The sequence below is a fragment of the Vreelandella neptunia genome (assembly GCF_034479615.1).
GTDB classification, from domain to species: Bacteria; Pseudomonadota; Gammaproteobacteria; order Pseudomonadales; family Halomonadaceae; genus Vreelandella; species Vreelandella neptunia.
Window position 1 is genome coordinate 2,875,911 of sequence record NZ_CP140255.1, and the last position, 26,569, is coordinate 2,902,479.

General features: G+C 54.7%; 24 protein-coding genes. 15 read left to right on the forward strand and 9 right to left on the reverse strand.

Annotation, left to right across the window (positions count from 1 at the left end; translation table 11 throughout):
• Positions 1-72: 72 nt before the first annotated feature.
• Entirely contained in the window at positions 73-777 is a 705-nt protein-coding gene (locus SR894_RS13375) for a TVP38/TMEM64 family protein (RefSeq protein ID WP_166650318.1), read from the forward strand.
• Here the strand turns inward: SR894_RS13375 and SR894_RS13380 are convergent.
• Both SR894_RS13380 and SR894_RS13385 read right to left on the reverse strand, forming a co-directional pair.
• A complete protein-coding gene (locus SR894_RS13380) occupies positions 759-3,005 on the reverse strand; it encodes a glycosyltransferase (RefSeq protein WP_133730168.1) in 2,247 nt (748 codons plus the stop codon). The two genes, SR894_RS13375 and SR894_RS13380, sit on opposite strands and share 19 nt — an antisense overlap.
• A gap of 77 nt (positions 3,006-3,082) precedes the next feature.
• On the reverse strand, positions 3,083-3,511 hold the full coding sequence (locus SR894_RS13385; protein WP_133730167.1) for a secondary thiamine-phosphate synthase enzyme YjbQ: 429 nt from the start codon (positions 3,509-3,511) through the stop codon (positions 3,083-3,085).
• Positions 3,512-3,649: 138 nt separating this feature from the next.
• Here SR894_RS13385 and SR894_RS13390 point away from each other — a divergent pair, with 138 nt between their 5' ends.
• Positions 3,650-4,186, forward strand: coding sequence for a lipocalin family protein (locus SR894_RS13390; protein ID WP_133730166.1), 537 nt, complete (start codon positions 3,650-3,652; stop codon positions 4,184-4,186).
• A 297-nt stretch (positions 4,187-4,483) separates the two neighbouring features.
• Here SR894_RS13390 and SR894_RS13395 read toward each other — a convergent pair whose 3' ends face one another.
• Positions 4,484-5,407: a LysR family transcriptional regulator gene (locus tag SR894_RS13395; protein WP_133730165.1), complete on the reverse strand. Its 924-nt coding sequence runs from the start codon at positions 5,405-5,407 to the stop codon at positions 4,484-4,486.
• A gap of 129 nt (positions 5,408-5,536) precedes the next feature.
• Here SR894_RS13395 and SR894_RS13400 point away from each other — a divergent pair, with 129 nt between their 5' ends.
• Together SR894_RS13400 and SR894_RS13405 are read left to right on the forward strand one after the other, a co-directional pair.
• Positions 5,537-6,610: a tartrate dehydrogenase gene (locus tag SR894_RS13400; RefSeq protein ID WP_133730164.1), complete on the forward strand. Its 1,074-nt coding sequence runs from the start codon at positions 5,537-5,539 to the stop codon at positions 6,608-6,610.
• Between the two features lie 367 nt (positions 6,611-6,977).
• Positions 6,978-7,973, forward strand: a complete 996-nt coding sequence (locus tag SR894_RS13405) for a sensor domain-containing diguanylate cyclase (protein ID WP_166650317.1) — start codon at positions 6,978-6,980, stop codon at positions 7,971-7,973.
• Between the two features lie 83 nt (positions 7,974-8,056).
• On the opposite strand, the gene wrbA is transcribed toward SR894_RS13405, so the two are convergent.
• Complete coding sequence (gene wrbA / locus SR894_RS13410; protein ID WP_133730162.1) at positions 8,057-8,656, reverse strand: NAD(P)H:quinone oxidoreductase; 600 nt, start codon at positions 8,654-8,656, stop codon at positions 8,057-8,059.
• 212 nt (positions 8,657-8,868) lie between these two features.
• On the opposite strand from wrbA, the gene SR894_RS13415 reads away from it, so the two are divergent.
• The 7 genes from SR894_RS13415 to SR894_RS13445 all read left to right on the forward strand — a co-directional run bounded on the left by SR894_RS13415 (position 8,869) and on the right by SR894_RS13445 (position 14,823).
• The gene (locus tag SR894_RS13415; RefSeq protein WP_133730161.1) at positions 8,869-9,309 is read left to right on the forward strand and encodes a hemerythrin domain-containing protein; all 441 of its coding nucleotides are present in this window, start codon (positions 8,869-8,871) and stop codon (positions 9,307-9,309) included.
• Positions 9,310-9,541: 232 nt separating this feature from the next.
• Positions 9,542-10,519, forward strand: a complete 978-nt coding sequence (locus SR894_RS13420; protein ID WP_133730160.1) for a succinylglutamate desuccinylase — start codon at positions 9,542-9,544, stop codon at positions 10,517-10,519.
• 208 nt (positions 10,520-10,727) lie between these two features.
• Entirely contained in the window at positions 10,728-11,498 is a 771-nt protein-coding gene (locus SR894_RS13425; RefSeq protein ID WP_133730159.1) for an ABC transporter ATP-binding protein, read from the forward strand.
• 15 nt (positions 11,499-11,513) lie between these two features.
• Positions 11,514-12,215 carry an ABC transporter permease gene (locus SR894_RS13430; protein ID WP_088699055.1) on the forward strand — a complete coding sequence of 234 codons (702 nt, stop codon included), beginning with the start codon at positions 11,514-11,516 and terminating at the stop codon, positions 12,213-12,215.
• A 1-nt stretch (position 12,216) separates the two neighbouring features.
• The gene (locus SR894_RS13435) at positions 12,217-12,948 is read left to right on the forward strand and encodes an ABC transporter permease (RefSeq protein ID WP_133730158.1); all 732 of its coding nucleotides are present in this window, start codon (positions 12,217-12,219) and stop codon (positions 12,946-12,948) included.
• 158 nt (positions 12,949-13,106) lie between these two features.
• Positions 13,107-13,880, forward strand: coding sequence for a transporter substrate-binding domain-containing protein (locus SR894_RS13440; RefSeq protein ID WP_133730157.1), 774 nt, complete (start codon positions 13,107-13,109; stop codon positions 13,878-13,880).
• Between the two features lie 139 nt (positions 13,881-14,019).
• On the forward strand, positions 14,020-14,823 hold the full coding sequence (locus tag SR894_RS13445) for a TraX family protein (protein ID WP_133730156.1): 804 nt from the start codon (positions 14,020-14,022) through the stop codon (positions 14,821-14,823).
• A 9-nt stretch (positions 14,824-14,832) separates the two neighbouring features.
• Here SR894_RS13445 and SR894_RS13450 read toward each other — a convergent pair whose 3' ends face one another.
• From SR894_RS13450 to purE, 3 genes are all read right to left on the reverse strand, one after another.
• Entirely contained in the window at positions 14,833-16,392 is a 1,560-nt protein-coding gene (locus SR894_RS13450) for a sensor domain-containing diguanylate cyclase (protein ID WP_133730155.1), read from the reverse strand.
• A 269-nt stretch (positions 16,393-16,661) separates the two neighbouring features.
• Positions 16,662-17,801, reverse strand: a complete 1,140-nt coding sequence (locus SR894_RS13455) for a 5-(carboxyamino)imidazole ribonucleotide synthase (protein ID WP_133730154.1) — start codon at positions 17,799-17,801, stop codon at positions 16,662-16,664.
• 11 nt (positions 17,802-17,812) lie between these two features.
• On the reverse strand, positions 17,813-18,328 hold the full coding sequence (gene purE, locus SR894_RS13460) for a 5-(carboxyamino)imidazole ribonucleotide mutase (RefSeq protein ID WP_133730153.1): 516 nt from the start codon (positions 18,326-18,328) through the stop codon (positions 17,813-17,815).
• 219 nt (positions 18,329-18,547) lie between these two features.
• Between purE and SR894_RS13465 the strand changes: the two genes are divergently transcribed.
• Complete coding sequence (locus SR894_RS13465; protein WP_008958942.1) at positions 18,548-18,820, forward strand: XRE family transcriptional regulator; 273 nt, start codon at positions 18,548-18,550, stop codon at positions 18,818-18,820.
• A 169-nt stretch (positions 18,821-18,989) separates the two neighbouring features.
• Here the strand turns inward: SR894_RS13465 and chrA are convergent, their stop codons facing one another.
• Positions 18,990-20,183, reverse strand: coding sequence for a chromate efflux transporter (chrA, locus tag SR894_RS13470; RefSeq protein WP_208862633.1), 1,194 nt, complete (start codon positions 20,181-20,183; stop codon positions 18,990-18,992).
• A 112-nt stretch (positions 20,184-20,295) separates the two neighbouring features.
• On the reverse strand, positions 20,296-21,978 hold the full coding sequence (ilvD, locus tag SR894_RS13475; protein ID WP_133730151.1) for a dihydroxy-acid dehydratase: 1,683 nt from the start codon (positions 21,976-21,978) through the stop codon (positions 20,296-20,298).
• A gap of 150 nt (positions 21,979-22,128) precedes the next feature.
• On the opposite strand from ilvD, the gene SR894_RS13480 reads away from it, so the two are divergent.
• The 3 genes from SR894_RS13480 to recC all read left to right on the forward strand — a co-directional run bounded on the left by SR894_RS13480 (position 22,129) and on the right by recC (position 26,566).
• On the forward strand, positions 22,129-22,446 hold the full coding sequence (locus SR894_RS13480) for a type II toxin-antitoxin system RelE/ParE family toxin (protein ID WP_246638256.1): 318 nt from the start codon (positions 22,129-22,131) through the stop codon (positions 22,444-22,446).
• A gap of 4 nt (positions 22,447-22,450) precedes the next feature.
• Positions 22,451-22,744: an addiction module antidote protein gene (locus SR894_RS13485; protein ID WP_088699118.1), complete on the forward strand. Its 294-nt coding sequence runs from the start codon at positions 22,451-22,453 to the stop codon at positions 22,742-22,744.
• A 183-nt stretch (positions 22,745-22,927) separates the two neighbouring features.
• On the forward strand, positions 22,928-26,566 hold the full coding sequence (recC, locus tag SR894_RS13490; RefSeq protein WP_223288862.1) for an exodeoxyribonuclease V subunit gamma: 3,639 nt from the start codon (positions 22,928-22,930) through the stop codon (positions 26,564-26,566).
• Positions 26,567-26,569: the final 3 nt, after the last annotated feature.

Consider the following 26,569-nt stretch of genomic DNA (forward strand, 5'->3'; position numbering starts at 1 on the left):
TAATGTAAAAGCGCCTTCATCCCATTGGACGGCTAGCGTATGCTAGCGCTTTTTTAGCCGATGGGAGTGGGCATGTCGCGGACATTGGGTAAGGGCGTAGGCCTGCTGGTAATCGTCGTGCTGCTGGGCGTCATGTGGCAGGTACTGCAGCGCTACGACCTACTTACCCAGGCGCGCCTTAGCGAATTTATCGCTTACATTCGCCAGTGGCGTACCGCGCCCTGGATGTTTGCTGCGGTCATGGCCACTTATGCCAGCGCCCTGCTGGTGATGTTTCCACTTAGCCTACTGGTGGTGGTGACTGGCTTACTGTTTGGCCCGATATGGGGGCTAGCGTACGCCACGCTAGGCACATTGACCTCGTCGGTTGTGTCTTACTGGGTGGGCCATTGGTTAGGCCGTGAGGCGCTTATGCGTTATGGCGGGCGTCACCTGCGCGGCCTATCGGGTTACTTATCCAAGCGCGGCATTCGCACCATGACGGTGATTAACCTGCTGCCACTCGCTCCCTTCACGCTCACTAACATGCTGGCGGGCGCTTTTCACCTTAAGTTTCGCGACTATATGATCGGCTCCACCCTGGGGATCGTGCCGGGGCTGGCAGCGGTGATTTTATTGGGCAGCCAGCTAGGCGCACTGTTCACCGCGGCCTCGACCAAAGAAATTATCTTAGCGGCTGTCGGGCTAGCGGCCGGCTTGGGCCTGTTAATAGGCCTTAAACGCTATGCTAACCGGCGCCAAGCGGTAAAAAAACAGCCTCACCGCGAAGGCGAGTGATATTTGGCCAGCACCTCAGCGTAAAAGCCCGCCACCGCTGAGGCAAAGTTGGCAATATCAAACTCCTCAGCAAAGTGGCTGGCCTGCTGACCCAACTCCCGGCGTCGCTCAGCGTTATCTTTTAACTCAACCACTCTTTGCCCCCAGGCCTGGCGATTTTGCGGTGTTTTGAACCCATTGACCCCTTGGCGCACCACATCATCGATACCGCTGGAGCGCACCGCCACGACGGGCAACCCCGCCGACATTGCTTCAAGAATCACCATACCCTGGGTTTCTGAGGTCGAAGCAAACACAAATATATCGCCTAGATGGTAATAAAGCGCCATGCGTTCCGGCGGCACTGCTCCTACCAGGGTGACCTGCGTGGTTAGTTTCAAAATATCGATTTGGTTTTGAATCGCCTCCCGGTCTGGCCCATCACCAATCAGTAGCAGATGAAGATCATCGTGCCCCTGTGACTGAAGCTCGGCGAGGGATTCCAGCATAAAGCCAATGTTTTTCTCCTTGCTAATCCGCGAGACGCTGATCAATATTTTACTTGCCGGGTCGATAGTTAATTGCTCGCGAAGCGCTTCCAACTCACTCTCCTCAACGTGTGAAAAGCGTGCTACATCAATGCCTGTGGGCTGCACCAGCGAGGGAGTTTTCACGCCAATCATGCGCAGATACTCCTCGGCGGAGTAAGTCGGCACAATCACTCCTTGGCAGCGATTAGAGAAGCGCTTAATCAGGGTATGGGAAATCAAATTACGAAACAGCGCACCGGGCAACGGCACGAAGTGGGCATAGTGCTCCAGGCGGGTGTGGTAGGTGTAAATCACGGGCACCTTGAGCCGACGCCCCATAAACAGCCCCATGGAACCGAGCCAAAAGGGATGATGAACGTGGATAACATCCGGCTTAAACCCACGCAGGCAGCGACGGAAACGCGCGCTGAACGGATTGGTTAACCGAAACTCGCCCTTCTGCCCAAATGCCATTAGCGTGGGGATGCGTTTTATTGAACTGTCGTCCTGCCACATTTCTCGGTAGCGCGGCACGAACAGTTGAATGGTGTGGCCTAGATCGGATAAGCCATTGCGCAGTCGGTCCACGGAGACCGACACCCCCGACACAAAGGGGAAGTAGTTATTAGACACCATCGCTACGCGCAGAGATTTACCCAGGAAAGGCGTTGGGTCGATATCAAAATCAGGGTAGTAGTCGCGATCTTCGAAAATTAGCCGATATAAGCGCAGTGCGAGCAGCGTCAACATGCCCACAATCAGCAAAAATCGCGTATAGCTAACGTAGAAAAACGCATACACCGTGGAAGCCACACTGCTCACCATCCGCCACCAGCCAGGGCTATCCACATTTAACCGCACTGGCGCAATAGCGACATTCTCACCCGCTACATTGACGATGACGTAGTGGTGAAAGCTGCTATCGGCGTCGATGAGGATGCCTCCCGCGCCTCCGGTGGTGACGTAATCCACGCCATTAATCGTCTGCTGGGAAAAGAGCGTTAAGTTGGCGGAAAATACGGTGTCAACGTCATACTCCTCCGCCAGTGCCATAATGCCATCGGCTAAGCGAGAATCATTGAGGTAATTGTCCGCTTCAAACAGCGGCGCGTCGCTGACTACGTTGTGCAGCGGCAAACCAACAAATAGAAACCGATGCTGTGCTTCTGAGGCCGCAAGCTCACGCTCCAACCAATCAAGCTGCCAGGAGGTAGAGGACTTACCGGTGCCGTCAAGAAAGATAAAGTGGCTATTACCCGCTACAAACGAGTAAAAGTGCGGCCCAAAATATTCATAAAACAGATAGCTACCAAAATCGCTATCTTCATTTTCACCGTAGGTGAGTAAGTAAGGGATATTGAGCTGCTCCAGACTCCGATAAATCGCCTGATAGCTCTCCTGCTGCCCACTATTGACGGCATTCCCCGCGGAAATCAGGAAGTCGATGCCGCCCTGATTGATGAGCGGCACGATCTCGTCTTGAAACACACTCACCGAGTTATTGATATTGCCCACCACCGCAAAGCGGTAGTCGGTTCGCTCCTTCAACACCTCGCGAATATTCGCCACTTCAAGGGTATGCACCGACTCAAATTTCGGCTCTGCGACATACAACCAAATTTGGTGAGCAATTAGCCCAACCACCAGAGCAAGATTAAGAAAGAAAAACAGCCGCAACCAGCGCTGTCGGGAAAGGCGAAGAAAGGAGCGTCGTGGCATTTAAAAGCGCTTTTTCAAAGACAAAATGAGATTATTAGCCACTATACAGCAACGCTGAGTCAAGGTGGCGCGCCAAGCTAGCGCGCTTCACACCCGTTTAGGGTGGCCAGTAATCGACGTGGCCCAGCCTGATTGCGGTGTTCTCCCAGCCATATGCCCTGCCAGGTGCCTAAAGCCAGGCGTCCATCGCGCACCGCCAGCGTAAGTTGTGTACCCAGCAGGCTGGCGGCTACATGGGCGGGCATATCATCGGGCCCTTCCAGGGTGTGGCGGAAATAGGGTAAATCTTCGGGCACCAGTCGACGCAGGAAAGCATCCAAATCGTGGCGCACATCCGGGTCAGTATTCTCATTGAGCGTTAACGAGGCTGAAGTGTGCATCAACTGTAAATGCAGCATGCCGATATGACAGTCACTTAAGCATGGCAGTGCGCGGGCCACATCATCCGTAATCAAATGAAAGCCGCGCGCCATTTCAGGCAAATGGATCTCTTGTTGGTACCACATAAATACTCCTTTTATTTATTATGTACACGGAGACACTTCATCACCAGCGTGCTCTTTTTGTATGTCAAAATAGCGACCAATAGCACTTACCATAGTCCATAGTTCATATTTAATAGTTCATCGCCAAGGAGCGCGTTAATGAAAACCCTGCTAGGAAGCAGCGTCGTCAGCATGGCTCTACTCACCGGTTGCACTGGCATTCCGGACGGCACACAGCCTGTAACAGGCTTTGAGCTAGACCGCTACCTGGGCCAGTGGTTCGAAATTGCCCGTTTGGATCACTCCTTTGAACGCGGTCTTGATTGCGTGACCGCCACTTACAGCCTGCGCGATGATGGCGGTGTTCGAGTAATCAACCGTGGTTACAACCTTGAAGAGCAAGCGTGGGATGAGGCTGAAGGCCGCGCCTACTTTATTGACGATGAAAGCGTTGGGCGCTTAAAGGTAAGCTTCTTTGGCCCCTTTTACGGCGGCTATAACGTCCTTGAGCTGGATGAGGAGTACCAATGGGCGTTAGTGGCAGGCCCTAACCGCGACTACCTGTGGATACTTTCACGTACGGCGGAAATGGATAGTGCGACAGAAGAGCGTCTGCGCCAGCGGGCAGCGGAATTGGATTTCCCCATTGATGAGCTCATCGACGTTACCCAGGGCGATGAGTGCCCTACCTCGTAGTCTATTATGCGGGCTATTCGTAATCTAATGTGGTGGATTTAAGATTGGTTGGCTATGTTGTATCTCACGGTTCAGATCGCAACCACTATGCCAGCTACCTATTGTGGGAGGCCGCTTCAGCGTGGTCCGACACTTCGGTGGTTCGACACTTCGACGAAGGGTGCCGCAGGCATCCCTTGGCTTCATCATGCGAATAGCCCAAACATTCGCGAGCTGAAGCTCCCTCCCACGGGAGCCACCCTCATGCTGGCAGAGTTAATTCCACACTGAGCGACGAAAAGCCATTATGCGTCGCCATTAACCTTCGGGCAGCACCGACACCCTCCCCGCCATCTCGCGCTGTACATAGTCAATAAAAGCGCGTAGCCGGGCGGGTACATGGCGGCGCTGTTCATACACTGCATAAAAATCCGCCCGCACGCCTTGCCAGGCAGGTATCACAGCTACTAGTGCACCGCTGGCAAGGTGTTCGTTAACATCCCACCAAGAACGCAGCATCACACCATGGCCATCTAACGCCAAGCGGGTGATCACTTCACCATCGTTGCTGGCCAATCGGCCGCTCACTTTCACTGACTGTGTCTTGGTTGGCTGATCGCTTTGCTCAAAACGCCAGAGCGGAAAATCACTATCGTTTTCGCGGATGACCAGGCAGGCGTGCTGCTGTAAATCTGTCGGTACTTGCAAAGGCGGCGCCTGGGCAATGTAAGCAGGCGACGCACAGAGCACCCGTCGATTGGCCAGAATACGCCGAGCGACCAAGCGCGACTCCGGTGGCTCGCCTACGCGAATGCCAATATCAAAGCCGTGATCGCTCAAATTGAGCGGAAAATTGGTTAACTCCAACCACCCTTCCACTTCGGGGTGATCGGCACAAAAGCGTGACAGCAGCGGCGCAATATGGCGACGCCCAAAACCAAAAGTGGCGTTTACCCGTAAACGTCCGCTAAGCGCTTGATCGACCCCCTCGCCCAGTGAATTTTCCAGCTCATCCAGCTCATCCAAAATCAGCGCACCACGGGCCAAATAGCGCTCGCCCTCGGCGGTCAGCGTCAACCGCCGCGTGGTGCGGGCTGCAAGCTCCACCCCCAGGCGCGCCTCCAACTGTTTTAGCCGCTTGCTCACCGCCGAGAGCGATAGCCCCAGCTCGCGAGCCGTCGCCGTCAGGCTTCCTGCCCGCGCAAGGTGTTGAAAAAATGCCAAATCATCCAGGTGCGCCATTCAATTCCTTAGTCATTCTGCACTTTCAGGCAATAATAACTTGAATAGTAGCCTGATTATCACCGCCAAAATAGCCGCTACACTCTATTCATTACTCAAACGCCAGAACTAACAAGATAAGGAGTCACTATGACCCACCGTATTGCCATTATCGCCGGTGACGGCATCGGCACCGAAGTCATGCCTGAGGGCATCCGCGCCCTTGAGGCGACCGCCAAGCGCTTTAATATTGATCTTGAGTTCACCCACTTTGAGTTTGGCAGCTGCGACTACTACCTGGAACACGGCAAGATGCTGCCGGATGATTGGTTCGAGCAATTAAAAGGCTTCGATGCGCTGTTTTATGGCGCGGTGGGCTGGCCCGATAAAGTGCCCGACCATATTTCCCTGTGGGGCTCTCTGCTGCAGTTCCGTCGCCGCTTTGACCAGTACATCAATCTGCGCCCCTGCAAGCTCATGCCCGGCATCAAAAGTCCGCTGGCAGGCCGTGAACCTGGTGATATCGACTTTTACGTTGTGCGCGAGAACACCGAAGGCGAGTACTCCAGCGTTGGCGGCAAAATGTTTGAAGGCACCGACCGTGAAGTGGTCATTCAAGACACGGTCATGACCCGCACGGGCGTAGACCGCGTATTGAAATACGCCTTTGAGCTGGCCCAAACTCGCCCGCGCAAAAAGCTCACCTCCGCGACCAAGTCCAACGGCATCTCAATCACTATGCCGTACTGGGATGAACGTGTGGTCGAAATGGCGAAGGGCTACCCTGAGATCGCGGTGGATAAATTTCATATCGATATTCTCACCGCCAACTTCGTTCTTCACCCGGATTGGTTTGATGTCGTCGTGGGCAGCAATCTGTTCGGCGATATTCTTTCTGATCTCGGCCCCGCATGCACCGGCACGATAGGCATCGCCCCTTCAGCCAACATCAATCCCGAAGGCAATTTCCCCAGCCTATTTGAGCCAGTACACGGCAGCGCGCCGGATATCGCCGGTAAAGGCATTGCCAACCCTATCGGTCAGATCTGGTCAGGCGCCATGATGCTAGAGCACCTCGGCTATAAAGAAGCCGGTGATGCGATAGTCACTGCCATTGAGGAAGTGTTAAGTGAGGGAGACGCTACTGTACTTACCCGCGATGTGGGTGGAGAAGGCACCACCGCAAGCTTAGGCAAGGCGATTGCTGATCACATTAACGCCTGACAACAAGTGGCGCTTTTCTCAGACTGGCAGACTCCAGACTCCAGACTCCAGACTCGAAAAGCGCCGTTAACTTCTTCAAAGAAAGCTGTTTACTGCCTCTAATCTCCCATCTTTTAACGTTGACAACGGCTATTGACAGCTAAAGCAAAAACCATCATTTTCCAATGTAATGAGACGTTAACCCACCTATTGGTACTATGTCTTTTTGGTACTATGTCTTTGCCTACCCAATGAAAAACTTATGATTTTTTTGAGTATGCGATAAGCGTTTCCGGTAATGAAAGGGTGTGTGATTTCTTTCAACTGCAGCGGGCGTATTTTTAAGATAATAGAGCTTTCTTTGCAGACTTACTTCGGGGTACCGGCTATGCAGGAGCTCTTAACAAAGCAGGAACTCTTTGAGCGACGCCTTGAGATTGCCCTGGAAGCAAGTGGTCTGGATCTATGGGAAAACGATCTAAGCACCGGTGAGGTCATTTTTGGCTTATCTAAAGTATTTGACAAGCTAGGCTATGCCCAGCAAGACACGGCTGCCTATATTGACGACATCTTTGCCTTGATGCACCCAGATGATGTTGCCACGGTTAAACTCGCCGTAGAACGTCATATCGAAGGCCAAACATCACGCTATTATAGCGAATTTCGGCTCCGCAACCAGGCCGGTGAGTGGGTGTGGTTTGCCAACTATGGCAAGATTGTTGATCGCGACGAGCACTATAGAGGACACCGTTTCACCGGCGTGTGCTTCAACCTTGAAGAGCAGATGCGCTACAAGGAGGAACTTAACGCCCTCAATGCACGTTTGGCTGCCCAGAACGAACAGCTTGAACAAATGAACGCTGAGTTACACCGCCTTGCCAACTACGATGCGTTGACCAACACCGTTAATCGTCGACGGCTAATGGAGTTAGGTAAAGAAGAAGTTGAGCGCGCAAGGCACTTTGGTGAACCTCTTTCATTTCTGCTCATCGATATCGATTTTTTTAAGAGCATTAATGATACCTGGGGCCACTTAGCGGGAGACCAAGCAATACGAGCCGTTGCTCAGCGCTGTGAAGAAGAACTTAAAGGGTACATCGCTACGCTAGGTAGATTTGGCGGTGAAGAGTTCACTGTTCTGCTTCCCTCTCTATCTTTAGTAGAAGCGGAGGGCCTCGCCAATAAGCTACGTGCCCATATCGCTAATGAGGGGGTTTGGCTTCCTGACGTCAAACAGGCTGTACCCGTCACGGTGAGCATCGGGGTGGCTGAATTCTCTCATACGGAAAACGGGGGGTTTTCTGAGCTTATTGATGCCGCCGACAAAGCGCTATATCAAGCAAAAAGGAGCGGTCGTAATAAGGTATGTGCACCCCCTAGTTGATGGTCACTCCACATTCATGCGGTAACGCAAAACGCCCCCGCAGGGGCGTTAAAATCTGGTTAAATATTAACCGCCATTAATGACTAACTGGCCAGTTTAGACGCCGTTTTAGCAACAAGCTCGCCCTGGAAACGGGCAATTTTCAGTTCGCGTTCGTCGGGCTGACGCGAACCATCGCCCCCAGCCAGCGTAGCGGCACCGTAAGGGGTACCGCCGCTTACTTTAGAAATATCAAACTGCTCTTCGATGCCGTAACCAATCGGCACAATCACCATGCCATGGTGGGCAAGCGTCGTCCAAGTAGAGGTAATGGTCATCTCATCGCCACCGCCAGTACCGGTAGAAGTGAACACACTGGCTACTTTGCCACGCAGAGAACCGTTCGCCCACAGGCCGCCGGTCTGATCCAGGAAGGTACGCATTTGGCCAGCCATATTACCAAAGCGAGTAGGCGTACCGAAAATGATCGCATCGTAATCGGCAAGCTCTTGAGGCGTCGCTTCCGGGGTGTCGAAATCCTGCTTACCGCCTGCGTTCTTGAACGCTTCTTCAGGCATTGTTTCAGGGACGCGTTTAACCGTCACCTCGACGCCGCTCACACCCTTTGCGCCTTCTGCTACGGCCTGGGCCAGCGTATCGATATGACCATACATGGAATAATAAAGTACCAGTACCTTTGTCATTACTACCTCCTTCACTTAGGCCTTCATTTATGAATCGTGCAATGGGCCTCGCCCAATAAGTCGTACCAACAACATAGCGCACTCAAGCATAGAAAAAAGCGAATGTTTTCGTCCATGGGCGTCGATTTCATCGACGAAGACCACCTTGCACTTTACGCCAACCACCACTAGCTTTTGACTTGCCTACATCAAACGTATCCAAGGAGTCTGGAATGACGATTTTTGAAGCCCTGCGCAAGGATCACGATATTCAGCGCGCCCTGCTCGCCCGCTTAGTTGAAACACACGGAGACAGCGATGAGCGAGATAAACTGTATCAGCAGGTACGAGCAGAGCTGCACTATCACGCCGCTGCAGAAGAGCGGGCGCTCTATATCCCAATGATGTCCATCGACCTGACGCAGGAAAAAGCCCGCCATAGCGTTGCTGAACATCATGAAATTGATGAGCTATTAGAACTGCTTGATGAAACGGACTACAGCGCCACCCACTGGTTGACCCACGCCAAACAGCTTCAGGATTTAGTCACCCACCACCTGGATGAAGAGGAGCAAGAGGTTTTCCAACTGGCGGGGCGCGGCCTGCAAGATAAACAAAAGACTTCGCTTGCTAGCGAGTATCAGGAAGAGATGCAGCGCCAGCGTTCAGCGTAACTTGATGAACAAATTAAAAAACGCTCATGCACCCCATGGGCGTTTTTTGCTGTTAGCGATTAAATAAAGCCACTTGTTAGCTGGCGCTTGCTTCATGAATACGCTTTTTCACGAATACGCTAGGCTTTTACACGCGAACGACCTGCAGGCTTGTGGCATACGCCCAGCATGGTAAACCTAGGCTCGCATTTATACTGACAACGATACTGAAAACAGTTACTGAGGAGCGACAATGCTAGGCCAATGGCTCGACTGGTCGCTTGACGGGCAGCTCCCCGCCGCCAGCCAAGGCGTCTTCGCAAGCGGCACTTATCATTTGCATGCGCCTGGTATTTTGGAGCTCACTCCCAACACGGCAAGCCAAGGCGCCCATGCATGCATTTTTTCTGCGGCGATCCATGGCAACGAAACCGCGCCGGTGGAACTGGTAGGTGAATGGTTAAGCGGAGTAGAAGCGGGCAGCATATCGCTCGGCGCGCCCGTACTGGTGATTTTAGGCAACCTGCCCGCGCTTAAGGCACAGCAGCGTTTTCTTACCACCAATTTAAACCGGCTATTTAGCCGTGAACTAACCGCTAAGGGAGAGGAGCCGGATCGCGCCAAAGAATTAATGGCCGCGGTGGATAGCTTTTATGCACGTCATGCAGAGCTCCCCAAATTGCACTACGACTTACATACCGCAATTCGGGATAGCCGCTACCCTCGTTTCGTCGTGGAGCCCTTTGCCGACTCCTCCACCGATACTGAGCAGTGGAGCTGGCTAGCGGCGGCGGATATGCAGGCGGTGCTGCATCAACATCAGCACAGCTGGACGTTCTCCCACTACAGCAAGCACTATCACGCCGCTCAGGCATTTACCTTTGAGCTAGGCCGCGTAGCGCCTTTTGGCCACAACGATATGGCATCACTAAAACCGATGCAGGCTTTGCTGACAGCACTTAGTGAAGGATGCTCCCCGCCCAGCCAGCCAGCCACGCAAATGCAGTTTTTCCAGGTTCAACACGAGTTAATACGTCACTCAGATGATTTCACACTCTGTTTTGCCGAGGACACGGCCAATTTCAGTCGCTTTGAACCCGGCACCCTGCTGGCCCAAGACGGTAACTCGGGTGAATTTCGGGTGGGCGATACGCCCCTTCATGTGGTGTTTCCTAACGCACAAGTAGAGGTGGGCGCCCGAGCCGCGCTGTTGGTGGCGCCTATCGTTTAAACCCCCATGCAAAACCTACTATAGCCAAGACAATAATAATGGTGAGGCGAAAACAGGCCCCTCGACGTCGATACGACCATCGTCGAGTGCATAATGTTAGAAGGAAAGCGCGCATAATGCGCCCAGCCTGATAGAATCGCCCCTTTTTTCGCGCCAGCCGCATCAAACCCATATGTTGCTGCGGCAACTCTGTACTGGAGCCAATGATATGGCCGCTACGCCTACTCCCCTTGAAGTGCGTAATATTAAAAAACGCTTTGGCGATACGGAAGTTCTGAAAGGTCTCTCACTACAAGCCCAAAAAGGCGATGTGATTACCCTGATTGGTGCCTCTGGATCGGGTAAAAGTACTTTTTTACGCTGCATGAACTTGCTCGAGCAACCCGACGATGGCGACCTTATCGTCCATGGCGAACCCATTCGCTTTAAAACCACTAAGCACGGCCGGGAGCCCGAAGATTGGAAGCAGGTGGTACAAATGCGCGCCAAGCTCTCCATGGTGTTCCAGAGCTTCAACCTGTGGGCCCACATGACGCTGCTCGAAAACATCATCGAAGCGCCGATTCATGTGCTGAAAAAACCCAAAAAAGAAGCCCTGGAGCATGCCCACGCCCTGCTTGACCGCGTCGGCTTAACGGCTCGCGCCAACGCCTACCCGGCACAAATGTCCGGCGGCCAGCAGCAGCGTGGCGCGATTGCCCGCGCGCTGGCAATGGATCCCGAAGTGATGCTGTTTGACGAACCCACCTCTGCCCTTGACCCGGAATTGGTCGGCGATGTATTGAAAGTCATGCACGGCCTCGCTGAAGAGGGCCGCACCATGGTGGTGGTGACGCACGAGATGGGATTTGCCCGGGATGTCTCCAGCCAAGTGATTTACCTTCACCAAGGTCTGGTGGAAGAAGCCGGCCCCCCAGCGCAAGTGCTAGAAAACCCGCAATCACCGCGCCTGCAGCAATTCCTGGCACCTAAATACTGATCCGCGAGGCTCACCATGATTGATTTGCAAGGTTATGGCCCCCGGCTGATCGAGGGGGCAGGCGTTACCGTTCAATTAGCGGTGCTGTCGCTGATTCTAGCGATTATTTTGGGACTACTGACCGCCAGCGCAAAAATGTCGCGCAACTGGTTTTTAAGGCGTACAGCAACGGTTTACACCACGCTTATTCGCGGGGTGCCGGATCTCGTTTTGATGATGCTGCTATTTTTTGGCGGGCAGATTGGCGTTAACGCCATCAGCGACATGCTCTATTACAGCTACGACATCGATATTTATATTAACTTCAATGCCTTCGCCGCAGGCGTGCTGACCATTGGTTTTATCTTTGGCGCCTATATGGGCGAGACCTTCCGTGGCGCCTTTATGGCGGTGGATAACGGTCAGATCGAAGCAGGTAAAGCCTATGGTATGAGCAGTGGCCTCGTCTTTCGCCGCATCCGCTTCCCGCAAATGATGCGCCATGCGTTACCGGGCCTATCCAACAACTGGATGGTACTGCTCAAAACTACCGCGCTGGTCTCAGTCATTGGCTTGACCGATATGGTGCGGGTGGCAGCCGAGGCTTCCCGAGCGACCCACGAGCCATTTACCTTTTTACTCCCCGTCGCCGTAGCGTACCTACTCATTGCAAGCGTATCCGAATGGATTTTTGCGCGCTTGCAGAAACACTACGACATCGGCTTTGGAGGTCAGTGATATGCTCGATATTTCCACTTGGTTCAATGACCTACTAGCTGGTAACACCATTTTCACCGCGGACACGCTGGGTTATTACTGGGAAGGCTTGGTCACGACCACCCAACTGGTATTTTTATCGCTGGTTGCGGGGCTCATTCTCGCTGTGCCACTGGCCATTATGCGCAGCTCAAAGCATAAATGGATTAGTCTGCCGGTTTACCTCTACACCTACATTTTCCGTGGTACACCACTGCTGATTCAGCTCTATATCATCTACTACGGCGTAGTGTTTGTTGATGGCATCCAAGAGAGTTTCTTGTGGCCAGTATTGCGTGAAGCTTTCTACCCAGCGCTGATCGCCTTCACGCTGAATACTGCCGCTTACACTACCGAGATTTTTCGGGGCGCCATTAAATCCACAGCCCAAGGTGAGATTGAGGCCGCCCGTGCCTACGGCATGTCGCAGAATTTAATGATGCGTCGAATCATCTTACCCAGCGCCTTTCGCCGCGCCTTGCCCGCCTACGGCAACGAAGTGATCTTTATGCTACACGCCAGCGCTATTGCCAGCGTGGTCACGCTGATGGATTTAACCGGTGCTGCTCGCTTTGTCTACGCCCGCTACTACGCCCCTTTCGAGGCGTTTCTATTCGTGGCTGCAATTTATCTATGTTTAACCTTCGCGATTTTGTTCTTTTTCCGCTATCTAGAGAAAAAGCTGCTCGCACACCTACGGCCGCAAGATGCTTAATCATGAAAACCGGTTGATCATGGAAAAACGGTGCAACCGTCAAACAAACGTTGGTTCATACGCATAAAGCCTCTTTCCGTTGCTGCCAACCTGGGTTAGTTTACTGGTTGGTTAGAATATTGATCTTTCTTTGTACCCGCTTTATACGGAGTAACAATATGAAAAAACTACTATCCCTTTCGCTGCTCGGCTTAGCAGTCGCCGCCGCTTCCTCGGCACAGGCGCGTGATTACGATAACGTGCGCATTGGCGTAGACGTTCCTTACGAGCCCATGGAATTCCGTACCGCTGAAGGCGAGCTTACCGGTTTTGATATTGACCTTGGCAACGAGCTTTGCGACCGCATGGGCGTTACCTGCGAGTGGGTCGAGCAGGAGTGGGATGGCATCATTCCCGGCCTAATGTCACGCAACTACGACGCCATCATGTCCTCAATGACCATTAACGACGAACGTCGTGAGCAAGTGCTGTTCTCTGACCCCTACATCACTATGCCCTCTGCATGGTTTGCTGCCAGCGACCTGGGCATCAGCGAAGCCACTAAAGAGACGCTGGAAGGCATGACCATTGGCGTTCAGCGCGGCACCCTGCAAGACAACTACGTAACTGACAACTTCAGCGACGTTGCTGACATCAGCCGCTACTCCACCGCCGACGATATGGTGCTGGATATGGAGGCTGAGCGTCTGGATATCGTGTTCCTCGACTTCCCGATTGGCAAATCCACCCTGCTGGAAAGCGAAGAAGCTGAGTACGTGGTGATTGGCGAACGCATTAGCGAACCCAAAGAGTACTTCGGTGACGGCTTTGGCATCGCCTTCCGTCAGCGCGATGAAGCGCTAGCCGAGAAGTTCAACGAAGCGTTAGCCGAAGTGCAAGAAGACGGCACTTACGACGAGATCTACACCCGTTATTTTGGTGAAGAAGAGTAAGCCTCAAAGCAATCCAGAACAACGCATCACCCCGGCAACCGCCGGGGTGATGCGTTTCTATCTAACGCTGAGAATACAGTGAACTAGGTGAAGCTACCTCTGTCTGTGTATTATTGCGCATGTTCAACACGGAGGTTTTATGGCTCACCCGACTAGCCCACATGCAGGTCCGCTACCTCGCCCCTCTTCTCACTGGACCGGCTGGGGGCAGTGGCTGGCACTGATCACCATGACCGTGGATCACCTCACTCGCTATGTGCTGCCCGGCGATTGGGATCTAAGCTGGGCGGGGTCTTCCATTGGCCGTATCGCTTTTCCGCTGTTTGCCGCCATGGTGGCCTGGCATGGGCTGTTTAATACCCGCAACCCACTACGCTACTCACGACGAATTTTAGTTATCGGCCTGGTCGCTCAACTGCCCTACATGATGATGCCGCGCGCATCGGATGCTTTTATCCTCAATGTCTGCTTCACCCTGGCCAGTGGTTTAGCCCTGGGCACGCTAGTGCGCCAAGGTTGGCAGCACTACCAGCAGCAAACGCTAGGTTTGCCCTGGCTGTTCGCCGGTGCGGCGGTTGGCGTTACCGTGTGGTACTTGCTCGGTTTTTGGGTCGAGTACGGGCACAACGGGCTGCTGCTGATTCCGCTATTAATGTTCGCAATGCACGCCTTGAGCCAAGCTGAAAGTCATTTCCAAGCGCGCCTATGGGCAGGCCTAGCGGCATTTCCGGTACTTTGGATTGCCGGGCAGATGAATGCTTCTGATATGGCCAAATCGTTCACCGTAGGCACGTGCCTCATCGTGCTGATGCTCGCTGCAGGCGCAGCGCAGCGTATTCCCCCCGTCAGCTTGGTAATGCCGCGCCGGTTATGGTTGGCGTGGTACCCCGGTCACTTTGCGTTAATCGCTTTATGGGTGCTGCTCATCGGTCAATTGGCTTAAGCATTCGGATCACTGCATATTATCGCGCATCCATGGCTGGTAGCGGCAAAGCTGCCCCAGACCTTCTATTTTCGCGCGATACATCGCAATATCCGCTTGTTTAAGCACTTCTTCGTGATCACAGGCGGCGGTTGTGAAGCAGGTATAACCTATACTGGGCGTTACAGGCACCTCACGATTTGCCAGCCGATAAGGCTGCGAAAGTACTCGCTGAACCTCAAGCATATAGTTTTCAGCATCAGACTCGAAGGTCTGCTCAGAGTCCCCTTCAAACAGCCCCAGAAGTACAAATTCGTCGCCGCTGAGCCTTGCCGCCACATCCCCTTCACGCAAACAATTTTGCAAACGACCTGCAACCTGCACCAACAAATCATCCCCAGTGGCATGGCCCCAGGTGTCATTAATCAATTTGAAGCGATCGAGATCTAAAAACATCAGCAGCCCGAATTGCGCTTGTGCTGTTGAGTGATCGCAAAGGGCCGCTAACCGCTCAATCAACAGACGACGATTAGGCAAATCGGTTAACGCGTCATAGTAAGCTTGGCGATAAATCATCTCTTCGTTTCGCTTACGCTCAGTAAAATCTTCAACGATAACCACCCCACCGACAATCTCATTATCAACGCTACGCACACCATTGAAGAAGGCCCGCACGGGGGTACCTTCTGAATGAGCGAAGGAATAAGGTACTGAAAAAGTCCCTTCATAATAGCCAGTACCGTTGTTCAAGGCATTTTGGGTGGCCGTTTTGATATCAACATCATCGCTGCTTTGAATACAAAACCCTAATAACGCAGAACGCTCTAGCGCTAGTATTTCCAGTAGTTTTTCATTGCAGTCAGTTACGCAGCCCTGTTGATCGAAGTGAAGCACCCCTAGCGGCGAATGCTGGAAAATCGATAGATAACGATTTTCACTTTCGAGCAACTGTGCTTCACGGGCAACCATGGTGACTTGGAGTTCAATATTGTCATGAATGATGCGACCTAAACGGTGGCTAGTGGCTATCAGCAACAACACAAAAAGCCCCAACAGCACACCAATCATTGTATGTGTCGGGGCATCAGAAAACAAAAACAACAACTGTAGTGGAATCGCAATAGGCAATATAAAGAAAATAACCATCCACCAAATAGAAGAAACCATCGTCACGCAGCCAGCTGCAACGCCGGAAAGCACGATAGCCAGAGCTGCTGACTGCTCAGGCCTACCGCTGTCAAACATGAGAATACCTCCTATACCCCACACACACCCTGTCAGAAAGAGGACAAGGGTGATCAGGCGTAGCCAATGCGGTTTATTCTGCTCTAGAGGAGAGGCTCGGAAAAAGTATTGCGCCAATTTTAAACGCAGTGCCGAGATGGCCAGTATCACTGCAAACCAGCTAACCAATATAACGGGATCAACCATTCCCCACATAAGAACAACTAATAAAACAGCGCCTAATATGCCTGCAAATACTGGCTGCCAAATATTGTTAAACAGTATACGTATTTTTTCATCACGCAAACTCTTTAGCTGCGCAGGCTTATTCGATATTCCATCATTATGAAACGTTCGTTCACTCATGCGCATAATCGCCATGAACTTAACAAGCTCATATAAAAAATAACATATGGCTGTTAGTTAAAAGGAATTGCGTTAAAAGTTTACGCACTGATTGGAATAACAAGAGTAAATAAAAGGCGTTCAATTAGCTACGTTTAAGATTGTGAAATTTTATGAACTGTAAAAAGTTATCATTCAGCTATCAATAGACATCTAAAAGATAGACTACCCCCAACCTTGGAAGTTAATCCAATGGCTGGGGTGCAGCTTAGAGGAAGTTATTTTAGAAACTACTGTTTAATGGCGAAGCTCAACGCAGCCGGCGGTGTCTCGGGCAGTAAGGCACTGCAGACGTTAACTTTTTCCAGCAGCTCGGCATGGTTAGGCGCAAGAATATTGACGTGGGCAAGCTTACGACCAGAGCGCTCAGCTTTGTCGTAGCGATGCAGGTGCGTATTGGCAAGCGCTAGAATCGCTGCATTGTCGCCTTCACGACCAACCACATTAATCATGCAGGTAGGCGTAATCGCCTGGGTATCGCCTAAGGGCAAGCCCTGTATCGCGCGCAGATGGTTTTCAAACTGGCTTGTCACTGCGCCGTCCATCGTCCAGTGGCCGGAGTTATGCACGCGGGGCGCCATTTCGTTAGCGAGCAGGCTGCCATCGCGGGTTTGAAACAGCTCTAGCGCTAACACGCCCACGTAATCCAGCTCATCCAGCAGCGCACGAATATAGCCATCAGCGGTTTGCTGAACGCTGGCATCCAGATCAGGCAGCGGCGCCACGGAGTAGCGCAGGATGCCATCCACATGCTGGTTCTCGGCCATGGGGTAGAACACCACCTCACCATCACGACCCCGCACGGCAATCATCGAGACTTCCCGCACGAAATCGACAAATGCTTCAACAACTAACTGAGAGTGGCCAATAGCACTCCACGCCTCGCCAGCCTGCTCGGGCTGCTTCAATACCGCCTGCCCCTTGCCGTCGTAGCCTTCAGTGACCGATTTAGCCACCACCGGGCAACCCAATTCGCGGGCGGCGGCTTCTAGCTGCTCGGCGCTCTCCACTACCCGGTAAGCGGGCGTAGGAATGCCTAAGCGATCAAACAGCGTCTTCTCTTCGACCCGGTTCTGGCACACTTCAATGGCACGGCTGCTGGGGTAAACCGGTTTGTGCTGCTCAATTTCGCGTACCAGCTGAACAGGTAAGTGTTCGAACTCGTAGGTCACCACATCAACCTTGGCCAAAAACTCAGCCAGATGCTGGTTATTAGGATCGACAATTACATCGCCAATTCCAGCACTGGGATTACCCGTAGTATCTAAAAAAGTGAAACGATTACCCAGCGGATAACCCGCTAGCGCCAACATGCGGCCTAATTGACCTGCACCCAGTACGCCAATGTTTTTTGCAATACCAGAGTTCATAGCCAGACTCCTTATTCCGCTTCCGGCCCGGGGCGCGGGTCAGGGTTGTCGAGAACTTTCTGCGTCTGCTCTGCACGGAACGCTTCTACCGCACTGCGTACGGTTGCATCTTGCAGGCCAACAATCTGCGCTGCTAACAACCCTGCGTTAGTCGCGCCCGCTTTGCCAATCGCCAGGGTGCCCACTGCGATGCCGCCGGGCATCTGGGCAATGGAGAGCAACGAATCCAAACCTTTGAGCGCTTTCGACTCAACAGGCACACCCAGCACCGGTAGCGGCGTTTGCGAGGCCACCATGCCTGGCAAGTGGGCAGCGCCGCCTGCTCCTGCCACTATAACCTGCAAGCCGCGCTCGGCAGCACTCTTGGCATAATCGAACAGCAGGTCAGGCGTGCGGTGCGCCGAGACCACACGGGTTTCATAAGCCACGCCCAAACGCTCCAGCATGGAAGCAGCGTGCTCCATGACCGGCCAATCAGACTTGGATCCCATGATCACGCCCACCTTGGGTGCGCTGTTCGACGACATGCAAAACTCCTCGGCCCAACGGCCTAAAAAAAGCGAAACCGAATTAAAAAACAGCGTGCGCCGGATCAGGCACACATCAAAATTGGAAGTCGAATAGTCTACCAGAGCTAGCCCGTTTGCGGGCTTAGCCATGGTCGTGAAATTTTCATCAAAATAGGCATTGAAATACGCACCGGTTGGCGGCATTGTGTGATTGTCATTTCAGACTGATGGAGCCACATGAGCACGGCACGCGCAACTGCCACTGCGGAACAGCTTGATCCTCCGCGAAGCAGCCCTGACCTCGACGTCAGGGAACTTGAAAAACGTACGCGATTAATGCGTATTATCACGCGTCTGATCGCCGTATCAGACCTAGGAAGCCGAGAGATTGCCCGCAGGGCAGGGCTTCCCGTTCAGAAAATCAGCGACCTGCTCGCCGGAAGGCTTGAGCACCTGGGAGTGGATGAACTTCACGCCCTGCGTCGCACCCTAGAGCTGGAGGCGCCATAGCAGACACTTTTTTCTGCTGTTCCCACTTCTCCACTCCACGCAGGCCGCCTCCCGGCGGTCTGCCAAGAAACTTTTTTCCTTCCCGCTCAAGCCCTATCTCAAGTGCTATATCAAGCCCTACTCCGAGCTTACTTCACTTCGTTCGTGATGGCTGTTTATGTGTCATTGCTCACGGCGCAATCGCAATTCCCCCAAAGGCTACAACAGCCACCACTACCCAAGCGGGCAGCTTCCATACGGTTAAGAGAAAGAAACCGGTGAGCGCCAGCGCAAACTCCTCTGCACCAATGATTGCGCTCGTCCACACCGGCTGATAAAGCGCTGCGCCTAAAATACCGACCACCGCTGCATTGGCACCGCGCATTAGCGCCTGGGCACTGCCCCACTGACGAAATTGATTCCAGAAAGGCAGCACGCCCACCAATAACAAAAAGCCAGGAATGAAGATGGCCAATAGCGCTAGCAAAGCACCAACTAAACCATGAATGCCGGGCAGCAGTGCTCCCAGGTAGGCAGCAAACGTAAACAGCGGCCCCGGTACCGCCTGAGCAGAGCCGTAACCTGCTAAAAACTCATCCGGCGTCACCCAGCCCGACTGCACCACTTCCGCTTCCAACAGCGGCAGCACCACGTGCCCGCCGCCAAACACTAATGCACCTGAACGGTAAAACGCATCGGCGATATCCAGCCATGCGGCGGCTCCCGCCAATAGCGGCAGCAGAATTAACAGCCCAGCAAATCCCCCCAGCGCCACCATGCCTGCCTTGCGCGTTACGGGAAAATGCAGCGATTCACTTGCTGTGACAGCAGCACTATCGCGACACAGCGCTAGCCCGACCAAGCCACCCAATACAATCGCTGCGACCTGGCCCAGCGGGCCGCTTACCAACACCACCGTAAATACCGCCGCAAGCGCAATGCCCGTGCGGGTTTTATCCGGGCAAAGATTACGCGCCATGCCCCACACCGCGTGGGCGACAATCGCCACCGCCACCACTTTTAAGCCGTGAATAATACCACTGGCAATAGGGCCATCCAGCACCGCCGCGCCAAACGCAAACAGCACCAGGATAATTGCCGAGGGCAGTGTAAACGCTAGCCACGCCATGGCAGCCCCCCAAGGCCCCGCACGCAATAGGCCAAGTGCAAAGCCCACCTGGCTGCTGGCTGGCCCCGGCAAGAACTGACACAGTGCCACTAGATCTGCGTAGGCCTGCTCAGAGAGCCACTGGCGGCGCTCCACAAAGGTCGTGCGAAAATACCCCAGGTGCGCTACCGGGCCGCCAAAGGACGTTAAGCCGAGCGCTAAAAATACCCAAAACACTTCACCTATGCGCCCACGTGCCTGCGTTTGCTCCACCATGTTGGCCACCTGTTATCCCATTAAAAAAGCGCAAGGCTCTTATAGTAAGCCTTGCGCTTTAATTCTTTATGACAGCATGTTCATGACGATACGTTCATAGCGGCAACGCGGATTACTCCTGGTCGGTCACCGCGCCGGTGCTGGCCGAGCTAACCAAGCGTGCATATTTAGCCAGCACGCCGCGGGTATAGCGGGGCTCTGGCTGCTGCCAGGCGGCTCGACGGCGCATCAGCTCTTCATCGGAGAGGTCAACGTCGATGGTATCCGCTTCGGCATCGATGGTGATGGTATCGCCATCTTCCACCAGCGCCAGCGGGCCGCCATCAAAGGCTTCTGGTGACACATGGCCGACCACAAAACCGTGGCTACCACCGGAGAAGCGTCCATCGGTAATCAGCGCCACGTCGTTACCCAAACCACGGCCCATAATCGCCGAGGTCGGTGTGAGCATTTCGCGCATACCGGGGCCACCTTTCGGCCCTTCATAGCGAATCACCACCACATCGCCGGCAACGACGGTGCCATCGTTAATGCGCGCCTGGGCCTCTTCTTCCGAGCCAAATACCCGCGCAGAACCAGAAAAGCGAGTGCCCTCCTTACCGGTAATCTTTGCAACCGCACCTTCCGGTGCCAGGTTGCCGTAAAGCATGCGCAGGTGGCTTTCCGTTTTAATCGGGTTGCCCAGCGGTGCGATGATCGGCGGCTCGGCGGGATAAGGCGCGACCTCGGCCAGGTTCTCTTCCAGCGTTTTACCCGTGACGGTCAAACAGTTGCCGTTGAGCAGCCCCGCATCCAGCAAGATCTTCATCAGCGGCTGAATACCGCCAATCGCCACCAGTTCGCTCATCATATAGTGGCCGCTGGGGCGCAGGTCAGCGAGTACCGGAACACGCTTACCAATCTCGGTGAAATCGGCCAACGACAGCTCAACGCCGATGGTGCGCGCCATGGCGATCAGGTGCAGCACCGCATTGGTAGAACCGCCCAAAGCGATAGTGACCGTAATGGCATTCTCAAACGCCTCGCGGGTCATGATATCGGAAGGCTTGATATCGTGAGCTAACAGCGACAGCACCGCTTCACCGGCTGCTTTGCAGTCGTCGCGCTTCTCCTGAGAGATAGCATTTTGTGCTGAGCTACCGGGCAGGCTCATGCCCAAGGCTTCAATCGCCGAGGCCATGGTGTTGGCGGTGTACATGCCGCCACAGGAGCCGGGGCCAGGAATCGCCGTTTCTTCGATATTTTTGAGTTCGATGAGGTCGATATCACCACGGGAGTGGGCGCCCATGGCCTCAAAGACCGAAACGATATCGGTATGCCCTTTGCCGGGCATAATAGTGCCGCCATAGACAAACACGCTGGGGCGGTTTAATCGCGCCAGGCCCATCAGGCAGCCCGGCATGTTCTTATCGCAGCCGCCAATGGCGACTAGACCATCAAAGCCTTCACAGCCGGCGACGGTTTCGATGGAGTCGGCGATCACTTCCCGGGACACCAGCGAGTACTTCATACCTTCGGTGCCATTGGCAATACCATCGGAAATCGTAATGGTATTGAAAATCACACCTTTGCCACCGCCTGCATCGGCACCGTCGCGGGCAAACTCGGCCAGCTCGTTAATATGGCTATTGCAGGGCGTCACCATGCTCCAGGTAGAGGCAATGCCCACCTGGGGCTTTTTGAAATCTTCGTCGTTAAAGCCCACGGCGCGCAGCATGGCGCGACTGGCGGCTTTGCCGGGGCCATCGACCACTTGGGAAGAGTGGCGGCGGGAATGATTAGTCGGCTCGGTCATTGGAATTTTCTCTCAGTATTGCTCACAGTATCCGCATAGCTTGGCGATATATATCGCATCCCGCAAGATGATTAACTCCTGACACCATAGCGCTCCCCCATCGTTTCTTTGCTTTTGATTAGGCGTTAACCAAAGTTGACACCCGCAGAGTTGCCAACTATAGTTATCACCATTATCGAGTTGATTAAAACTGATGTCTTCGATAGATGGCTACGCGAGCTTCGCGATGTTCGTGCCCGCGCCAAGGTTGAAGCCCGCATCCGACGTTTGAGTCTGGGCAACCCTGGAGATGTGAAGCCGGTCGGTAAAGGTGTTTCTGAACTGCGAATTCCTTATGGGCCAGGCTACCGCACCTATTATATTACCAAGGGGCCAGTAATCGTGGTTCTGCTGTGCGGTGGTGATAAAGCCACCCAATCCCACGATATCGAACTAGCCAAAGCCATTGCCGCGCAATGGAAGGAGTAACCCCATGACCGTTCCTAATGTCACTTTCAGTCACTACGATACTGCTGATTATCTTCAAACTGAGGAAGATATTGCGGCCTACCTTGATGCAGTAATGGAAGAAAATGATCCTGCTCTTCTTGCCGCCGCACTTGGTGATATCGCCCGTGCCCGCAACATGAGCCAACTCGCCAAAGACGTTGGAATGAGCCGGGAAGGGCTCTATAAAGCTCTTTCGGGGGAAGGCAATCCTGCATTTTCGACCATCAGCAAGGTCGCTAACTCCTTAGGGTTGCGCCTATCCATTAAACCGCTATAGCAGTCAGAAGAGTGCCGCTAGGACGCTTATCGCGAATTCTTACACTCCATGGATGCTTTAAGGCGCCACCCCGCCTCTTGCCTGAAGCTCCTTGGCACGCCAACATGGCGCCAAGCTGACACATCAACAAATCTTAGCCACCCCGCACCATACATGAAGGCACCATCCATTAAGGAATCGTGCATGTCTGCAAACTCTCTGCTCTCGCAAACGCCGCTAACACCGGGCTTTATGGTGGTGCATGCCAATCGCCTGGAAGATTTGCGCGGCTTGGCGGTGGAGTGGATGCGCCGACACCCGCTCTCGCCGCTGGAGAATGAGACCATTCTGGTGCAGAGCAACGGCATTGGGCAGTGGCTAAAACTGGCGCTGGCAGAAGACCCGGCCCAGGGCGGTGCGGGCATTGCAGCAGCATTGAACGTCACCTTGCCCGCGCGCTTTCTATGGCAGGCCTACCGAACGGTGCTTACGCAGCTAACCCACGACGACCAGGCGGTGCCCGAAACCTCACCGTTTGATAAGTCACGGTTGATATGGCGCCTTCTGCGCCTGTTGCCCAGCCTTGCCGAGCAGGAAGCCTTCGCGCCGCTGGCGCGCTTTTTGGAAGTCGATCGCGACCAGCGCAAGCACTACCAACTGGCCGAGCGGCTGGCGGATCTGTTCGATCAGTACCAGGTGTATCGCGCCGACTGGCTGGACGCCTGGGCGAAGGGTAACGATGTACTCATCACCGCCCGTGGTGAAGCCCGCCCGCTGGAAGCCCACCAGCTGTGGCAGCCAGAACTGTGGCGCGCACTGCGCGACGATGTAGCTAATAATCTTGGCGAAGCAGGCCTTAACAGCAGCCGCGCCCAGGTGCACAGCCGCTTTCTGGAAGCCGCCGTTCAGCTTGAAGGCCAGGACTGCCCGCACGGCCTGCCCCGACGACTGATCATTTTCGGCATCTCATCGCTGCCGCAACAGACGCTAGAAGCCCTGGCGGCGCTGTCGCGCTGCTGCCAGATTGTGCTCTGCGTCCACAACCCCTGCCAGTATTACTGGGCGGATATCATCGAGCACAAAGACCTGCTCCGCGCCAGCCGCTACCGCCAGCGGCGCAAGGCGGGCATGCCCGACGCCCTGGACGTACTCGGCACCGGTGATGCCGACGACGCCCTACACCTGCACGCCCAACCGCTGCTGGCCGCCTGGGGCAAACAGGGGCGCGACTATTTACGCCTACTCGATGAACACGATGACGCGGGCAACTACCAAACCCTATTCGAGCAACAGGCACTACGCATTGATATGTTCGAGCCCTTTAGCGGCGAAGAGCGCAACTGCCTGCTCAGCCAACTGCAGGACGATATCCGCGAGCTGCGCCCGGTAGCGGAAACCCAAACCCACTGGCCCGCGCTCGACCCGTCCAGCGACGACTCCATCGTGTTCCATATCGCCCACGGCCCCCAGCGGGAAGTGGAGATTCTTCACGATCAATTGCTTGCCGCGTTCAGCGCCGACCCGGAGCTACGCCCGCGGGATATCATCGTAATGGTGCCGGATATCGACCGCTACGCGCCGCATATTGAAGCCGTATTCGGCCAGTACCGCTCCGCCTTCGGCGGCTACAACGCGAACGCTAAACCCGACGACCCGCGCTACATCCCTTACACCCTTTCGGATCAGGCCAGCCGCCACCGCCTGCCGATGATGATTGCGCTGGAAAAACTACTGCGCCTGCCAGAACTTCGCCTTTCAGTGAGCGACCTGCTGGATCTACTGGAGGTCCCCGCCCTGCGCACACGCTTTGGCATTGACGAACACGACCTGCCCACCCTTAGCCGATGGATCGAGGGTGCAGGGATCCGCTGGGGGCTCAATGCGGAGCAGCGCACCCGGCTGGATCTACCCGAAGGGCTAACCCAGAACACCTGGGCCTTTGGCCTGCGCCGTCTGCTGCTGGGTTACACCGTAGGCAGTGCCGAAGCGTGGCAAGGCATCGAGCCATTCGATGATATCGGCGGGCTGGAAGCCTCCCTGGCAGGCCCGCTGGCAAATCTGCTGGAAAAGCTGGAAAGCACCTGGGAAACCTTCTGCCAGCCCACCGATGCCGCCAGTTGGGTGGCACGGCTGCGCGAACTGCTGGAAACCTACTTTTTGACCGACGACGCCCAGGAAAGCGTGATGCTCACCAAGCTGGAAACCGCATTACAGCAGCTGTTGGACAGCACCGAAGAGGCCGAGCTTTTTGACCCGCTGCCGCTCTCCATGGTGCGCGAGCACTGGCTAGGGCAAATCGACGAGCATAGCCTCTCCCAGCGCTTTCTCGCCGGGGCGGTCAACTTCGCCACGCTAATGCCGATGCGGGCCATTCCCTTCAAGCATGTGTGCCTGCTAGGCATGAACGACGGCGAGTACCCGCGCTCCCAGCCGCCGCTGGACTTTGACCTGATGGGCAGCGACTACCGCCCCGGCGACCGCTCGCGCCGGGAAGACGACCGCTACCTGTTTCTGGAAGCGCTGCTCTCCGCCCGCCAGCAGCTTTATATTAGCTGGGTAGGCCGCAGCCAGATCGACAACAACCCCATGCCGCCTTCAGTGCTGGTCGGCCAGTTGCGCGACCATCTGGAGGCGGGCTGGCGCACGAAAGACGGCGAGCAGCTACTAGAAGCGTTAACCACCGAGCACCCGCTGCAGCCCTTCAGCCGCCGCTACTTCTCTTCCAACACCGAAGACTCCCCCGCCCAGGCGCGGCTATTCACCTATGCACATGAATGGCACGCCCTGCACACCCCCAGAGGCGAAAGCACCCAAGGCTCACAATCACAAGGGCTTAAGGCAGATAGCGAACAGCAGAGCACGCTAACCCTGAACCAGCTAGGCAGCTTTCTACGCGAACCCGCCAAGGCATTTTTCAACACCCGCCTGGGGGTCTATTTTGAGCAGGAGGAGCTTACCCAACTGGATGTCGAACCCTTCACCCTGGACGGGCTACAGAACTGGCAGTTGCAGGATCAGTTAATCGCCGCCCAGCGCCACGCCGTGGATAACGGCCAGCCGCGAGTGGAAGCCCTGCACGCGGCACTGGAACGCTTTAAAGGCCAGGGCGTGCTAGCCGTGGGGGCCTTTGGCGAGAGAATGCGCGAAGCGCTGGCAGAACCCATGGACGCCCTGTTCGGCGCTTACCAAGAAGCGTTGCAAGAGTGGCCCCACGTGGTAGCAGCGCCCCAGGCGGTGCATGTTGTTGTTGAAAGAGCTGAAAGAGCTGAAAGAGCTGAAGGGCGGGTAACGCTGGAAGATTGGCTGGGAGAGCTTCGCCAGGATAGTGAAGGCAACCGCTGCCGCTTGTTACTGCTCAGCAGTAGCCTGGTCAGCCAAGGGCGCGGCCGTGGTCAGTACCGCTGGCAGCACCTGCTGCGGCCCTGGGTAGCGCATCTGGCGGGCAATAGTGAGCGCCCGATGACCACCCAGCTACTCTCCAAAGCGGGCCATGTGCGCCTGGAACCGCTAGAGGCCGAGAACGCACGCTACCAACTACAAAACCTGCTAAGCGCCTGGTGTGATGGCATGCAGGCCCCGCTACCGTTGGCGCCACAGGCCGCTTTCGCCTGGCTGGCAAAACTCGGCACGTCAGAATCCGAACAGGATAGCGATGCCTACGCCGCCGCCGAAACCGCCTACGAAGGTGGTCGTTTTCAGACTGGCGAAGTCGCCCAAAGCGCCTACCTTGCCCACCAATGGCCCAGCTTCGAAAAACTATTCAACGAGCGCGCCCTTGGCCACAGCTTCGCCACGCTGACCGAGGCGCTCTACGCGCCGCTGCACCGTTCGGTGAAAAATTAGGGC

Coding starts and splice junctions, on each gene's coding strand:
- SR894_RS13390 (WP_133730166.1), top strand. CDS start 3,650: ATGAAAACCCTGCTAGGAAGCAGCGTCGTCAGCATGGCTCTACTCACC.
- SR894_RS13425 (WP_133730159.1), top strand. CDS start 10,728: ATGGCCGCTACGCCTACTCCCCTTGAAGTGCGTAATATTAAAAAACGC.
- ilvD (WP_133730151.1), bottom strand. CDS start 21,978: ATGACCGAGCCGACTAATCATTCCCGCCGCCACTCTTCCCAAGTGGTC.
- SR894_RS13375 (WP_166650318.1), top strand. CDS start 73: ATGTCGCGGACATTGGGTAAGGGCGTAGGCCTGCTGGTAATCGTCGTG.
- SR894_RS13445 (WP_133730156.1), top strand. CDS start 14,020: ATGGCTCACCCGACTAGCCCACATGCAGGTCCGCTACCTCGCCCCTCT.
- SR894_RS13435 (WP_133730158.1), top strand. CDS start 12,217: ATGCTCGATATTTCCACTTGGTTCAATGACCTACTAGCTGGTAACACC.
- SR894_RS13400 (WP_133730164.1), top strand. CDS start 5,537: ATGACCCACCGTATTGCCATTATCGCCGGTGACGGCATCGGCACCGAA.
- SR894_RS13420 (WP_133730160.1), top strand. CDS start 9,542: ATGCTAGGCCAATGGCTCGACTGGTCGCTTGACGGGCAGCTCCCCGCC.
- SR894_RS13455 (WP_133730154.1), bottom strand. CDS start 17,801: ATGAACTCTGGTATTGCAAAAAACATTGGCGTACTGGGTGCAGGTCAA.
- SR894_RS13405 (WP_166650317.1), top strand. CDS start 6,978: ATGCAGGAGCTCTTAACAAAGCAGGAACTCTTTGAGCGACGCCTTGAG.
- SR894_RS13380 (WP_133730168.1), bottom strand. CDS start 3,005: ATGCCACGACGCTCCTTTCTTCGCCTTTCCCGACAGCGCTGGTTGCGG.
- wrbA (WP_133730162.1), bottom strand. CDS start 8,656: ATGACAAAGGTACTGGTACTTTATTATTCCATGTATGGTCATATCGAT.
- SR894_RS13440 (WP_133730157.1), top strand. CDS start 13,107: ATGAAAAAACTACTATCCCTTTCGCTGCTCGGCTTAGCAGTCGCCGCC.
- SR894_RS13385 (WP_133730167.1), bottom strand. CDS start 3,511: ATGTGGTACCAACAAGAGATCCATTTGCCTGAAATGGCGCGCGGCTTT.
- SR894_RS13415 (WP_133730161.1), top strand. CDS start 8,869: ATGACGATTTTTGAAGCCCTGCGCAAGGATCACGATATTCAGCGCGCC.
- SR894_RS13485 (WP_088699118.1), top strand. CDS start 22,451: ATGACCGTTCCTAATGTCACTTTCAGTCACTACGATACTGCTGATTAT.
- chrA (WP_208862633.1), bottom strand. CDS start 20,183: ATGGTGGAGCAAACGCAGGCACGTGGGCGCATAGGTGAAGTGTTTTGG.
- purE (WP_133730153.1), bottom strand. CDS start 18,328: ATGTCGTCGAACAGCGCACCCAAGGTGGGCGTGATCATGGGATCCAAG.
- recC (WP_223288862.1), top strand. CDS start 22,928: ATGTCTGCAAACTCTCTGCTCTCGCAAACGCCGCTAACACCGGGCTTT.
- SR894_RS13465 (WP_008958942.1), top strand. CDS start 18,548: ATGAGCACGGCACGCGCAACTGCCACTGCGGAACAGCTTGATCCTCCG.
- SR894_RS13450 (WP_133730155.1), bottom strand. CDS start 16,392: ATGAGTGAACGAACGTTTCATAATGATGGAATATCGAATAAGCCTGCG.
- SR894_RS13430 (WP_088699055.1), top strand. CDS start 11,514: ATGATTGATTTGCAAGGTTATGGCCCCCGGCTGATCGAGGGGGCAGGC.
- SR894_RS13395 (WP_133730165.1), bottom strand. CDS start 5,407: ATGGCGCACCTGGATGATTTGGCATTTTTTCAACACCTTGCGCGGGCA.